This window comes from Kitasatospora sp. NPDC002040 (genome assembly GCF_040296785.1).
GTDB lineage: Bacteria > Actinomycetota > Actinomycetes > Streptomycetales > Streptomycetaceae > Kitasatospora.
On the sequence record NZ_JBEOXV010000002.1, the window covers coordinates 237,916 to 250,643 of the forward strand.

The following is a 12,728-nucleotide window of genomic DNA, read 5'->3' on the forward strand; positions in this document are numbered from 1 at the left end:
GCCCCGTCCGGTCTGATCCTTCGTCAACGTCCGTCGACGTACCGACGGTTCGGCCCCGTACTGATCACCGGAGGCCCAGGATGGAACCGGACCGTACCCGGTCCCGATCCGCCGACCCCTCAGGAGCTGCCATGCTGACCGTCTTCTCCTCGCCCGGCCACTACGTCCAGGGCCGCGACGCCACCGCTGCCCTCGGCCCCGAGCTGGCCCGGCTCGGGCTGGCGGGCCCGGCCCTGGTGGTGGCGGCGCCGAGCGCCGAGCGGCTGCTCACCGAGGTCTGGCGGGCCACCTTCGGGAGCGCCGGGATCGACCACGCGGTGCACCGGTTCGGGGGCGAGTGCAGCCGGGCCGAGACCGCCCGGATCGCGGCGGCCGCGACGGCCGCCGGTGCCAGGACCATCGTCGGGGCCGGCGGCGGCAAGGCGCTGGACGCGGCCCGGGCGGCCGCCGACGACCTGGACCTGCCGCTGGTCAGCTGCCCGACCACCGCGTCCAACGACGCACCGTGCAGCGCGCTGTCCGTCCTGTACTCCGACGGTGGCGAGTTCGAGAGCTACCAGCTGGTCCGGCGGAACCCGGCGCTGGTCCTGGTCGACAGCAGCGTGATCGTGCAGGCGCCGGCCCGCCTGTTCGCGGCCGGGATGGGCGACGCGCTGGCCACCTGGTTCGAGGCCCGCACCTGTGTGGCGGGCGGTGTCCGGAACATGCGCGGCGGCAGGTCGACCGCTGCGGCCGCCGCCCTGGCCGAGCTCTGCCACCGCACCCTGCTCGCCGACGGCGCAGCGGCGCTGGCCGCGGTGCGGGCCGGGGTCGTCACCCCGGCGGTCGAGCGGCTGATCGAGGCCAACACCCTGCTGTCCGGGCTCGGCTTCGAGTCCTCCGGCCTCGCCGCCGCGCACGCCGTGCACAACGGTCTGACCGTCGTGCCGCAGACGCACCCCTACCTGCACGGCGAGAAGGTGGCCTTCGGCGTGCTGACCCAACTCGTCCTGGAGGGCGCGCCGGCGGCGGAGATCGAGCAGGTGCTCGGGTTCTGCCGCCGGGTCGGGCTCCCGGTCACGCTCGGTGGTCTCGGCCTGGCCGGGGCCGACCGGGAGCTGGTCGAGCGGATCGCGGCCCGGGCCACCGCCGAGGGCGAGACCATCCACCACGAACCGTTCGCGGTCGACGTGCGATCGGTCGCGGACGCGCTGCTGGCCGCCGACGCCCTCGGCCGGGCCCACGGCCCGTCGTCCGACTGAACCGCCCTGGTCACCGCCGCTCGCATGTGAGCTCCCTCACCACCTGCCGGGGCGGCTGCTCGAAGCCGGCCGACAAGTAGGGGCACCGGAAGCCGAGTTGACGATGCGACGCGTACCGACCGACCGGCGGGCCGCAAATGCGGTGCAGGTCACCCGCGCGACCTGGTTACGGTGTGCTGCGAAACGAAGGGGGAGATCGACTTGGGAAAGATTCCTGCAATGCGGCGGCTGGCGGGTGCGGGCCTGACGGTGGCTCTGCTGGTCGGCGGCGTATCGGCCTGCACCGGTGACGACGACTCGAAGGCGACGGGGACGGCCGCCCCGAAGCCGTTCGCCGCGACCGGCTACCGGGGGCTGACTCCGGGGATGGCCAAGGACGCCGCGCTGGCGGGCGGCTCGCTGGAGGCGGCACCGGTGTCGCTGCTCGACGGCTGCACCGACTTCGCCTACAAGGGCGGCCCCGCGCCGGACGCCGCCCGGATGACGGCCGAGGCCGCCACCGAGAGCGCCTCAAAGGAGCTCAACGCCAAGGCGGACGCGGTGGCGCAGTCGGCCGCCGCCCTGCCGACCCTGCGGCCGGGCGCCTCGGCGAAGGAGTCCGCCGAGTTCGCGGCGGCAGCGGCCGAAGCGGCCAAGAAGTCGGCTGCCGACGCCAAGACGATCGCGGACGCGACGATGGCCCTCACCCGGCTGATGGCGGCGCGCGAGGCCAAGGACGCGGCCTTCGCGACCGCCGGGCGGGTCTCCTTCGGTGTCGACGGGCTGCGTGAGCTGGTCGCCCCGGCGGACGCACGGACCGCCGAGGGCATCGGTGCCGGTTCCACGGTGGCGGAGCTCCAGCAGGCGTACGGGGCCAAGGGCCTGACGCCGGCCAAGGGCGGCGGCGCGTTCGACCTGCCGGTCGAGGGCAAGCCGGGCTGGCAGTACGCGTTCACGGTGAGCGGCGAGAAGGTCACCGTGGTCGCGCTGGTCAACAGCACCATGAAGTGCGCCTGACCCGGCCCGGACCACCACGGCTGCCCGGCACCCCTGACGAAGCGTCGCTCCGGGGTGCCGGGCACTGCCGCTAACCGGGCTGCCGGATCGTCAGCAGTCGGGGATCACGGTGCCGTTGTTGTCCTTGGCCACGTCGTTGCCCCAGCGCGACAGGTAGAACGCCGACACCCACTGACCACCCGGACCGACGTCCGGGTCGGTCTTCAGCCACCAGTGGTTGAACGAACCCCCACTGGCGATCTGCCGCCCCCAGGCCTTGCAGAACACGTAGTTGGTGCCCTGGTACAGCGTCCCGGTGGCGGCCGTATCGGTGGGCGAGGAGAAGACCGACGCGTTGGCGAAGGTGTCCACCCAGTACTTGCCGGTGGCCGGCGGCGCCCCGCCGCCCGCGCAGTCGGGGATGACGGTGCCGTTGTTGTCCTTGGCCACGTCGTTGCCCCAGCGCGACAGGTAGAACGCCGACACCCACTGACCACCCGGACCGACATCGGGGTCCGTCTTCAGCCACCAGTGGTTGAACGAACCCCCGCTCGCGATCTCCCGCCCCCAGGCCTTGCAGAACACGTAGTTCGTGCCCTGGTACAGCGTCCCGGTGGCGGCCGTGCTCGTCGGCGAACCGAAGACGGCGGCGTTGGCGAAGGTGTCCACCCAGTACTGGCCGCCACCGCTCGGTGGCGGCGTGGTGGAGCCGCCGCCCGGGCCGTACAGGCGGATCGCGCCGTAGTAGTCGCCGTGCGAGTAGAGCGTCGCCACCTGGACGTAGCCGCCGGAGTACGGCGCCTCGGCGATGTAGCCCTGGCCCAGGTAGATGGCCACGTGGTGGATGCTCGACGCCGTGTCGCCGTAGAACACCAGGTCACCGGGGAGCAGCGGGGCGGTCCCGTCGCCGCGGTAGTACCGGGCCACCGCCCGGGAGGAGGGCCACTGGGTGTACGTGGTCCCGTTGATCACGTCGGCGCCGACCGCCAGGTAGTAGGCGTACCTGACCAGGCCGGAGCAGTCCAGCCCGCGCACGTGGCAGTCGTTGGGCGCGCCGTTGGAGGCGTCACAACTCCCGTACGAGAGGCCGGGTTGGGCGCCGTGGCCGCCGCCCCAGGAGTACGGGGTGCCGATCAGGCCGCAGGCGGCGTTCACGGCGGAGGCGGCCTGCGGGGCGGCGCCGGAGGCGAGCACCCCGCAGGCGGGGGCGGCCCGGGCGGGCTGGACCCCGGCGAAGAAGACCAGGAAGGAGGCCGCGACGGCGAGCAGGGCCGCGCCGCGCAGCGGGCGGATCAGCCATCGTGGCAAGGGGTTTACGCGCGTAGTCATGGGGCCGTCCAAGGCTTTTGACAGGCGGGGGTTGATGGCGGCCATTCAAGCACCGCACCCTCGCTCTCCAACAGCCCTGCGACCGAGGCTTTCCAGGAGTTTTCAGCAACTTTTCAAGGTCGCCAGCAGGGCGTCGACGGCGCGTCGGGTGGCCTCGGCCATGTCGACGGCGGCGGGCTCCAGCAGCCACTGCACCTGGAGCCCGTCCATCACCGCGATGATCGTGCTCGCGACCGACTCGACGTCGAACCCGTCCCGCAGCTCGCCGAGTTCGGCCGCCTCCACCAGCGCCTCGGTGACCATCTCCCGCAGCCCCCGGTACCGCTCGCGGAAGTAGCTCTGGGCCGGGTGCCCGTCGGTGACGCTCTCCGCCGACAGCACCGCGTACAGCCGGACGATCCCCTCCCGCTCGGCGTTCTGCCGGGCCGTCTCCACCAGGTGGTCCAGGAAGGCCAGCCCGCGCGGCCGCTCCACCCCGAGCCGCTCGATGTCGGACTCGTCGCGCAGTGCCAGCACCCCGCTCAACAGGGCGGTCTTGGACCGGAAGTGGTGCAGCACGCCCGCCTGGGTCAGCCCCGCCCGCTCGGCGATCTCGGCCAGTGAGGCGTTGTGGTAGCCCCGGGTCGCGAAGGTCTCCATGGCGATCCGGAGGATCTCCGTCCGCCGCCCCGCCGCCGCCGATCTGACGGCCCGTCTGCCTTCGGTGCTCTTCATCCGGCCGAGTCTACGGGCCGTCAGGCCGCTGACCACCCATTACTTCACGGGTAAGTTCAAGTATTGAATAAAGAGCCGCCAACTACTTACCAACCACTCGGTAGGTCTGCTTTCATGCTTGCTGCCAACGCACCTCCGGCACCCCGCCCAGGACTGGAGACCACGCATGAAACGGCACCACCTGCTCGCCGGCGCCCTGATGACCGCCGTGACCGTCGCCGCCGGCACCCTCTCCGTCGCCCCGTCAGCGGCCGCCACCGCGCCCTACCTGGACGCCCGCCGACCGGTGGAGCGACGGGTGGACGACCTGCTGGCCCGGATGACGCTGCCCGAGAAGATCGGCCAGATGACCCAGGCCGAGCGCAACGCGGTCGACGGCGACCCGGCCAGGATCACCGACCTCAAGCTCGGCTCACTGCTCTCCGGCGGCGGCTCCACCCCCACCCCCAACACCCCGGCCGCCTGGGCCGACATGGTCGACGGCTACCAGGCCCGTGCCCTGGCCACCCGGCTGCGCATCCCGCTGCTCTACGGGGTGGACTCGGTGCACGGCCACGGCAACCTGGTCGGCGCCACCGTCTTCCCGCACAACATCGCCCTCGGCGCCACCCGCGACCCGGACCTGGTCCGCGAGGCCGCCCACATCACCGCGACCGAGACCCGCGCCACCGGCCCGCAGTGGGTGTTCGCCCCCTGCGTCTGCGTGGCCAGGGACGACCGCTGGGGCCGCACCTACGAGAGCTTCGGCGAGGACCCGGACCTGGTCACCCGGCTGGAGACCGCGATCGACGGCTTCCAGGGCCGGAACGCGAGCCAACTCGACCGCCCCGACCGGGTGCTGGCCTCCGCCAAGCACTTCGCGGGCGACGGCGACACCACCTACGGCTCCGCCGCCGGCAGCTACAAGCTGGACCAGGGCGTGACCATCACCTCCCGCGAGCGGTTCCGCCGGATCGACCTGGCCCCCTACGTCGCGGCGGTGCGGGAGCACCGGGTCGGCAGCATCATGCCGTCCTACTCCAGCGTGGACTGGACCGAGGACGGCGTCGGCAACCCGGTGAAGATGAGCGCGCACCACGAGCTGCTGACCGAGGTGCTCAAGCAGAAGATCGGCTTCGACGGCTTCCTGATCAGCGACTGGGACGCGATCAACCAGCTCCCGGGCGACTACGCCACCCAGGTGCGCACGGCGGTCAACGCGGGGCTGGACATGTTCATGGTCCCGTACAGCGCGGACCGGTTCGAGCAGGCGCTGCTCGCCGAGGTGGCGAGCGGGCAGGTGAGCACCGCCCGGATCGACGACGCGGTCCGCCGCGTCCTCCGGGCCAAGTTCCAACTCGGCCTGTTCGAGCACCCGTTCACCGACCGCAGGTACGCGGGCACGATCGGCTCGGCCGAGCACCGCGCGGTGGCCAGGGAGGCGGTGGCCAAGTCGCAGGTGCTGCTGAAGAACGACCACGGGGCACTCCCGCTCGGGCGCGGCCAGAAGATCTACGTGGCCGGCGCCAACGCCGACAACCCCGGTAACCAGGCCGGTGGTTGGACGGTCACCTGGCAGGGCGCCTCCGGCGACACCATCCCCGCCACCACCCTGCTGGAGGGCATCCGCCAGTACGCCCCGGACGCCGCCTACAGCCTGGACGCCTCCGCCCCCACCGCCGGGTACGACGTCGGCGTGGTGGTGGTCGGCGAGACCCCGTACGCCGAGGGCGTCGGCGACGTCGGCAACAACGGCCGCACCCTGGAGCTCTCCGCCGCCGACCGGGCCAACATCGACCGGGTCTGCGCCGCCATCGCCACCTGCGTGGTGCTGGACGTGGCCGGGCGGCCGCAGATCGTCACCGACCAACTGCCGAAGCTGGACGCCCTGGTGATGTCCTGGCTGCCCGGCAGCGAGGGGGCCGGCGTGGCCGACGTGCTGTTCGGCGAGCGCGCCTTCAGCGGGAAGCTCCCGGTGAGCTGGCCGCGCAGCGAGGCCCAGGAGCCGATCAACATCGGCGACCGCGACTACGACCCCCTGTTCCGGTACGGCTTCGGCCTGACCACCCGCCACTGATTCCCCGCCACTGATCCCCCCACCTCGGGAGCGCACCCCGTGAGACGCCAACCCCGCTACGGCATCCGCCTGTTGACCGCAGCCACGCTACTGGCGCCGGCCGCCCTGGCCGTCACCGCCCCCGGCCCCGCCCAGGCCGCCGTCCCCACCGGCTGGACCACGCTGGTCAACCGCAACAGCGGCCGCTGCGTGGACGCCGCGGCCGCGGCCACCGCCAACGGCACCGCCGTCCAGCAGTACTCCTGCAACGGCACCACCGCCCAGCAGTGGCAGCTCCAGCCGACCGACTCCGGCTACGTCCGGATCGCCAACCTGAACGACGCCACCAAGGTGATCGACGTGACCGGGGTCTCCACCGCCGACAGCGCCAAGCTCCAGCTCTGGGCGTACGGCGGCGGCGCCAACCAGCAGTGGCTGCCGGTCGAGGAGGCCGGTGGCGGCTACCACTTCGTCAACCGCAACAGCGGCAAGTGCCTGGACGTACCGGCCGCCTCCACCGCCGACGCCGTGGTGCTCCAGCAGTACGCCTGCAACGGCACCACCGCGCAGTCCTTCACCCTCGGCACCCCGGTCACCCCGGGCAACCCCGACCTCGGGCCGAACGTCACCGTCTTCGACCCCTCGATGCCCGCCGCGACGATCCAGTCGAAGCTGAACGCGGTCTTCCAGCAGCAGGAGACCAACCAGTTCGGCAGCCAGCGCCAGGCCCTGCTGTTCAAGCCCGGCAGCTACAACGTCGATGCCAACGTGGGCTTCTACACCCAGGTGGCCGGGCTCGGCCTGTCGCCCGACGCGGTCACCATCAACGGCGGGGTGCACGCCGAGGCGGACTGGTTCCAGGGCAACGCGACCCAGAACTTCTGGCGCTCGGCCGAGAACCTCTCGGTCACCCCGTCCTCGGGCACCGACCGCTGGGCCGTCTCGCAGGCCGCGCCCTACCGCCGGATGCACGTCCGGGGCAACCTCCAGCTGGACGACGGCGGCTGGTCCAGCGGCGGCCTGATGGCCGACTCCAAGGTCGACGGCCAGGTCCGCTCCGGCTCCCAGCAGCAGTGGCTGTCCCGCAACTCGCAGTGGGGCAGCTGGACCGGCTCCAACTGGAACATGGTCTTCGTCGGCGACGTCAACGCCCCGGCCAACACCTTCCCGAGCCCGCCCTACACCACCGTCGGCCAGACCCCGGTGGTCCGGGAGAAGCCCTTCCTGTACGTGGACGCGGCCGGTGCGTACCAGGTCTTCGTGCCCGCGCTGCGCAGCAACTCCAGCGGCACCAGCTGGAGTTCGGGCCACCCGGCGGGCGCCTCGATCCCGATCGACCAGTTCTTCGTGGTCAGGCCGGGTGCCACCGCGGCCCAGATCAACGCCGCGCTCGGCCAGGGCAGGCACCTGCTCTTCACCCCGGGCGTCTACCACCTGGACCAGACCCTGAACGTCACCCGGGCCGACACCGTGGTGCTCGGGCTCGGCCTGGCCACCCTGGTCCCGGACAACGGCATCACCGCGATGACGGTGGCCGACGTGGACGGCGTGAAGATCGCCGGCCTGCTGATCGACGCCGGCCCGGTCAACTCCCCGGTGCTGATGCAGATCGGCCCGGCCGGTTCGGCCGCCCGGCACACCGCCGACCCGACCTCGCTGCACGACGTGTTCTTCCGGATCGGCGGCGCCGGGGTCGGCCGGGCCACCCAGAGCCTGGTGGTGAACAGCTCCGACGTGATCGGCGACCACATGTGGATCTGGCGCGCCGACCACGGCAGCGGCGTCGGCTGGACCAGCAACACCGCCGCCACCGGCCTGGTGGTCAACGGCACCGACGTCACCATGTACGGCCTGTTCGTCGAGCACTTCCAGCAGCACCAGGTGATCTGGAACGGCAACGGCGGGCGGACGTACTTCTACCAGAACGAGATGCCCTACGACCCGCCGAACCAGGCCGCCTGGATGAACGGCTCCACCAAGGGCTACGCCGCCTACAAGGTGGCGGACTCGGTGACCACGCACGAGGCCTGGGGGCTGGGCAGCTACTGCTACTTCAACGTCAACCCGGGCGTGGTGGCCGAGCACGCGTTCGAGGTGCCGAACCGCAGCGGGGTCCGGTTCCACGACATGGTGACCGTCTCGCTCGGCGGCACCGGGACCATCAGCCACGTCGTCAACGGCACCGGCGGACCGTCCAACTCGGGCAGCAACGTGGCCAACCTGGTCAGCTACCCGTAGTCCCCGGAAGGGACATCAGATCCACATGAACGGCGCCCGGGCGGTGAAGGCCACCGCCCGGGTCGCCACGTCCAGCGCGTTGTCGGTGGCGGCCGGCCGCAGATCGGCGAAGCGCGAGGAGGTGACGGTCAGGTAGTGGCCGACCACGTCCACCTGGGCCGTGCTGACCGGCTTGGCCGCGTTCGGCGAGGGCGAGCCGGCGGGGGACGGGGTGACACCCGTCTCGGCCGTGGCGAACGCGACCACGGCGGGGTTCTGCGCGATCACCTGCCGGGCCCGCTCGGCCGCCGCACCGTCGGCGAACCGAAGCACCGTCACGCTGCTGACCACCTGCGCGTCCTCGCGGGCGTAGCCGACCACCACGTAGCCCTCGCAGCCGCTCTCGTGCAGCACGTCCTTGGTCCGGTCGGCCAGCGTCTCGACACAGGCCCGGCCCTGCAGCCCGACGGTGCGCCGGGCCTTGAAGGCCTCGTGCTCCAGCGGCCTGGCCTGCGGGAAGTACCGCTCGGCGACGAAGAAGTCCTCCTCCGACAGCGGGGTGGAGGGCGGCACCGCGTCGACGTTCTGCAGGTTCATCGACTCGGCCGTGGTGCGCCCCGCGCCCTCCAGCCAGTCGCCGGTCTCGGTCACCACGACGCCGACGGCTATCGCGACCGCGCCCGCGGCACAGAGGGCGATCGTCCGGCGCCGACTGCCGTGGGCGCGATGGGTGTGGCGTTCCCCCTGCGTGGTCATGGCGCAGATTCTAAGCGGATGATCCGACCGGCCGGTCCGCGGGGCCGTGCCTTTCGCCCGCACGGGGGCACTGTGACAACCCGCACACCTTCGGAGGGATCTTCTGGCTGGTTCCCTCTGGCGCGACGCGAGGTCCCCCGGGCAGGATCGAAGCCATGGATCTGCTTGACACCCTCACCGCCAAGGGCCTGCGCCGGGAAACACCCACCCGCGAGGAGGCCCTGGCCGTACTCGCCACCACCGATGACGAGTTGATGGACGTGGTCGCCGCCGCCGGGCGGGTGCGCCGCCAGTGGTTCGGCCGCCGGGTCAAGCTCAACTACCTGGTGAACCTGAAGAGCGGCCTCTGCCCCGAGGACTGCAACTACTGCTCCCAGCGCCTCGGGTCCAAGGCCGAGATCCTCAAGTACACCTGGCTCAAGCCGGAGCAGGCCGCCGAGGCCGCCGCCGCCGGTCTCGCGGGCGGCGCGAAGCGGGTCTGCCTGGTCGCCAGCGGACGCGGTCCGACGGACCGTGACATCGACCGGGTCGCCGACACCATCGCCGCCATCAAGGACGCCAACGAGGCGGTCGAGGTCTGCGCCTGCCTGGGCCTGCTCTCCGACAACCAGGCCGAGCGGCTGAAGGCGGCGGGTGCCGACGCCTACAACCACAACCTGAACACCTCGGAAGCCACCTACGGCGACATCACCACCACCCACACCTACGCGGACCGGGTGGACACCGTCACCAAGGCGCACGGCGCCGGGCTCTCCGCCTGCTCCGGCCTGATCGCGGGCATGGGCGAGAGCGACGAGGACCTGGTCGACGTGGTGTTCGCGCTGCGCGAGATCGGCTCCGACTCGGTGCCGGTCAACTTCCTGATCCCGTTCGAGGGCACCCCGCTGGCCAAGGAGTGGAACCTCACCCCGCAGCGCTGCCTGCGCATCCTGGCCATGGTCCGGTTCGTCAACCCCGACGTCGAGGTGCGGATCGCCGGCGGCCGCGAGGTGCACCTGCGCTCGATGCAGCCGCTCGGCCTGCACATCGCCAACTCGATCTTCCTCGGCGACTACCTCACCAGCGAGGGCCAGGCCGGGCAGACCGACCTCGACATGATCGCGGACGCGGGCTTCGAGGTGGAGGGCGCGGGTGAGCCGACCCTGCCCCGGCACCGCTCGGAGGCCGGCCTCGGCGGCGGCTGCGGCAGCTCCGGCGGCGGTTGCGGCAGCCACGCCGACAGCGACGCCGGGGACGGGGCCCACGCCTGCGGCACCGGCGGCTGCGGCCCCTGCGGCTCCGCCGTCCCGGTCTCGGCCTCGGCCTCGGCCTCGGGCGAGAACGACGAGCTGCGGTCCGACCTGGTCCGGGTCCGCCGCCGCGGCGCGGGTACCGAACTGGCCCCGAACGCCTAGGAACTGACGCACCATGAGCACCATCCTCGACCTCGACCGGGCCCACGTCTGGCACCCGTACGCACCGATGCCCGGCACCTCGACCCCGTACCTGGTCGAGTCCGCCTCCGGGGTCCGGCTCCGGCTCGCCGAGCCGGTCGCCGGGCACCGGGAGCTGATCGACGGGATGTCCTCCTGGTGGGCCGCCATCCACGGCTACCGGCACCCGGTGCTGGACGCGGCGGTCACCGACCAGCTCGGCCGGATGAGCCACGTGATGTTCGGCGGGCTCACCCATGAGCCCGCCGTCCGGCTGGCGGCCAAGCTGGTGGAGCTCACCCCGGAACCGCTCCGGCACGTGTTCCTCGCGGACTCGGGCTCGGTCGCGGTCGAGGTCGCGGTCAAGATGTGCCTGCAGTACTGGCAGTCGCTCGGTCGGCCGGGTAAGCACCGGCTGCTCACCTGGCGCGGCGGCTACCACGGCGACACCTTCAGCCCGATGTCGGTCTGCGACCCCGACGGCGGGATGCACCACCTCTGGGCCGGGGTGCTGCCCCGTCAGCTGTTCGCGGGCGAGCCCCCGGCCGGCTTCGACGCCGAGCCGGACCCCGCGTACGCGGACGAGCTGGCCGCGCTGATCGCCGGCCACGCGGACGAACTGGCCGCCGTGATCGTCGAGCCGGTGGTGCAGGGCGCGGGCGGGATGCGCTTCCACTCCCCCGGCTACCTGCGCCTGCTGCGCGAGCTCTGCGACCGGCACGGCGTCCTGCTGATCTTCGACGAGATCGCCACCGGCTTCGGCCGGACCGGCGAACTCTTCGCCGCCGACCACGCGGGCGTCTCGCCCGACGTGCTCTGCCTGGGCAAGGCACTGACCGGCGGCTACCTCACCATGGCCGCCACCCTGTGCACCCCCCGGGTCGCCGACGGCATCAGCCAGGGCGAGATGCCGGTGCTGGCGCACGGGCCGACCTTCATGGGCAACCCGCTGGCCGCCGCCGTCGCCAACGCCTCGATCGACCTGCTGCTGTCCCAGGACTGGCGGACCGGGGTGAAGCGGATCGAGACCGGCCTGACCGAGGGCCTGGCCGGCGCGGCCGAGCTCCCCGGCATCGCCGACGTCCGGGTGCTGGGCGCGATCGGCGTGGTCCAGCTCGACCACCCCGTCGACGTCCGGGCCGCGACCGAGGCCGCCGCCCGCGAGGGCGTCTGGATCCGGCCGTTCCGCGATCTGATCTACACCATGCCGCCGTTCGTCACCGACGACGACGACCTGGCCCGGATCACCGCCGCCGTGACCGCTGCGGCGGTGGCCGGATGAGCGCCACCGTCCTGTTCGTCACCGGCACCGGCACCGAGGTCGGCAAGACCGCCGTCACGGCCGCCGTCGCCGCGCTCGCCCGCTCCGTCGCGGTCCTGAAGCCGGGTCAGACCGGCGTCACCCCGACCGAGGCCGGGGACGCCGACGAGGTCGCCCGACTGGCCGGCCCGCACGTCACCACCCGCGAACTGGCGCGCTACCCCGAGCCGTTGGCCCCCGACACCGCCGCCCGGCGGTCCGGGCTGCCCACCCTGCGGCCGCAGCACACGGCCGAGGCGGTCGCCGAACTGGCGGCCGGGCACGAGCTGGTCCTGGTGGAGGGCGCGGGCGGACTGCTGGTCCGCTACGACGAGGACGGCCACACCCTGGCCGACCAGGCCCTCGCCACCGCCGCCCTGGGCCTGCCGGTCCGCTTCCTGCTGGTCGCCACCGCCGGGCTCGGCACCCTCAACTCCACCGCGCTGACCGCCGAGGCGCTGCGGCTGCGCGGCCTGGACACCCTCGGCGTGGTGATCGGCAGCTGGCCCGCCGACCCCGACCTCGCCATGCGCTGCAACCTCTCCGACCTCCCCCGCGCCGCCGCCGCCCCCCTGCTCGGCGCACTCCCGCACGGCGCCCCGCACTCCCCCGACTTCCCCGCCCTGGCCTCCGCCGCCCTCGCCCCACCCCTCGGCGGCACCTGGGACGCCACCGCCTTCACCGCCGCCCACCCGGCCTGACCCCCCGTCCGCTGCCGGCCGGCCGGCGGACCGTCTCCTGCGGTGCAG

At 72.7% G+C, this 12,728-nt stretch carries 10 protein-coding genes; 7 read left to right on the forward strand and 3 right to left on the reverse strand.

What is annotated here, in order from left to right; all coding sequences use genetic code 11:
• Positions 1-131 precede the first annotated feature (131 nt).
• Both ABT118_RS06510 and ABT118_RS06515 read left to right on the forward strand, forming a co-directional pair.
• Positions 132-1,241: a glycerol dehydrogenase gene (locus tag ABT118_RS06510; RefSeq protein ID WP_350645362.1), complete on the forward strand. Its 1,110-nt coding sequence runs from the start codon at positions 132-134 to the stop codon at positions 1,239-1,241.
• A gap of 219 nt (positions 1,242-1,460) precedes the next feature.
• Positions 1,461-2,237, forward strand: coding sequence for a hypothetical protein (locus tag ABT118_RS06515; RefSeq protein ID WP_350645363.1), 777 nt, complete (start codon positions 1,461-1,463; stop codon positions 2,235-2,237).
• 90 nt (positions 2,238-2,327) lie between these two features.
• On the opposite strand, the gene ABT118_RS06520 is transcribed toward ABT118_RS06515, so the two are convergent.
• Both ABT118_RS06520 and ABT118_RS06525 read right to left on the reverse strand, forming a co-directional pair.
• Entirely contained in the window at positions 2,328-3,545 is a 1,218-nt protein-coding gene (locus ABT118_RS06520) for a C40 family peptidase (protein WP_350645364.1), read from the reverse strand.
• A gap of 102 nt (positions 3,546-3,647) precedes the next feature.
• The gene (locus ABT118_RS06525) at positions 3,648-4,259 is read right to left on the reverse strand and encodes a TetR family transcriptional regulator (RefSeq protein WP_350645366.1); all 612 of its coding nucleotides are present in this window, start codon (positions 4,257-4,259) and stop codon (positions 3,648-3,650) included.
• A gap of 166 nt (positions 4,260-4,425) precedes the next feature.
• Here ABT118_RS06525 and ABT118_RS06530 point away from each other — a divergent pair, with 166 nt between their 5' ends.
• Together ABT118_RS06530 and ABT118_RS06535 are read left to right on the forward strand one after the other, a co-directional pair.
• A complete protein-coding gene (locus ABT118_RS06530; RefSeq protein ID WP_350645367.1) occupies positions 4,426-6,315 on the forward strand; it encodes a glycoside hydrolase family 3 protein in 1,890 nt (629 codons plus the stop codon).
• 39 nt (positions 6,316-6,354) lie between these two features.
• Entirely contained in the window at positions 6,355-8,532 is a 2,178-nt protein-coding gene (locus ABT118_RS06535) for a pectate lyase-like domain-containing protein (protein ID WP_502884489.1), read from the forward strand.
• Between the two features lie 15 nt (positions 8,533-8,547).
• On the opposite strand, the gene ABT118_RS06540 is transcribed toward ABT118_RS06535, so the two are convergent.
• Complete coding sequence (locus ABT118_RS06540; RefSeq protein WP_350645369.1) at positions 8,548-9,267, reverse strand: hypothetical protein; 720 nt, start codon at positions 9,265-9,267, stop codon at positions 8,548-8,550.
• 155 nt (positions 9,268-9,422) lie between these two features.
• On the opposite strand from ABT118_RS06540, the gene bioB reads away from it, so the two are divergent.
• From bioB to bioD, 3 genes are read left to right on the forward strand one after another with little or no spacing between them, the layout of a single operon-like run.
• On the forward strand, positions 9,423-10,661 hold the full coding sequence (gene bioB, locus ABT118_RS06545) for a biotin synthase BioB (protein ID WP_350645371.1): 1,239 nt from the start codon (positions 9,423-9,425) through the stop codon (positions 10,659-10,661).
• Between the two features lie 13 nt (positions 10,662-10,674).
• The gene (locus ABT118_RS06550; protein WP_350645372.1) at positions 10,675-11,961 is read left to right on the forward strand and encodes an adenosylmethionine--8-amino-7-oxononanoate transaminase; all 1,287 of its coding nucleotides are present in this window, start codon (positions 10,675-10,677) and stop codon (positions 11,959-11,961) included.
• Positions 11,958-12,680 carry a dethiobiotin synthase gene (gene bioD, locus ABT118_RS06555; RefSeq protein ID WP_350645374.1) on the forward strand — a complete coding sequence of 241 codons (723 nt, stop codon included), beginning with the start codon at positions 11,958-11,960 and terminating at the stop codon, positions 12,678-12,680. Before ABT118_RS06550 ends, bioD begins: the two co-directional genes overlap by 4 nt.
• Positions 12,681-12,728 lie beyond the last annotated feature (48 nt).

Excerpts from the sequence above, each read along its gene's own strand:
- bioB (WP_350645371.1), top strand. The coding sequence starts at position 9,423 with ATGGATCTGCTTGACACCCTCACCGCCAAGGGCCTGCGCCGGGAAACA.
- ABT118_RS06550 (WP_350645372.1), top strand. The coding sequence starts at position 10,675 with ATGAGCACCATCCTCGACCTCGACCGGGCCCACGTCTGGCACCCGTAC.
- ABT118_RS06540 (WP_350645369.1), bottom strand. The coding sequence starts at position 9,267 with ATGACCACGCAGGGGGAACGCCACACCCATCGCGCCCACGGCAGTCGG.
- ABT118_RS06510 (WP_350645362.1), top strand. The coding sequence starts at position 132 with ATGCTGACCGTCTTCTCCTCGCCCGGCCACTACGTCCAGGGCCGCGAC.
- ABT118_RS06520 (WP_350645364.1), bottom strand. The coding sequence starts at position 3,545 with ATGACTACGCGCGTAAACCCCTTGCCACGATGGCTGATCCGCCCGCTG.
- ABT118_RS06525 (WP_350645366.1), bottom strand. The coding sequence starts at position 4,259 with ATGAAGAGCACCGAAGGCAGACGGGCCGTCAGATCGGCGGCGGCGGGG.
- ABT118_RS06515 (WP_350645363.1), top strand. The coding sequence starts at position 1,461 with ATGCGGCGGCTGGCGGGTGCGGGCCTGACGGTGGCTCTGCTGGTCGGC.
- ABT118_RS06530 (WP_350645367.1), top strand. The coding sequence starts at position 4,426 with ATGAAACGGCACCACCTGCTCGCCGGCGCCCTGATGACCGCCGTGACC.
- bioD (WP_350645374.1), top strand. The coding sequence starts at position 11,958 with ATGAGCGCCACCGTCCTGTTCGTCACCGGCACCGGCACCGAGGTCGGC.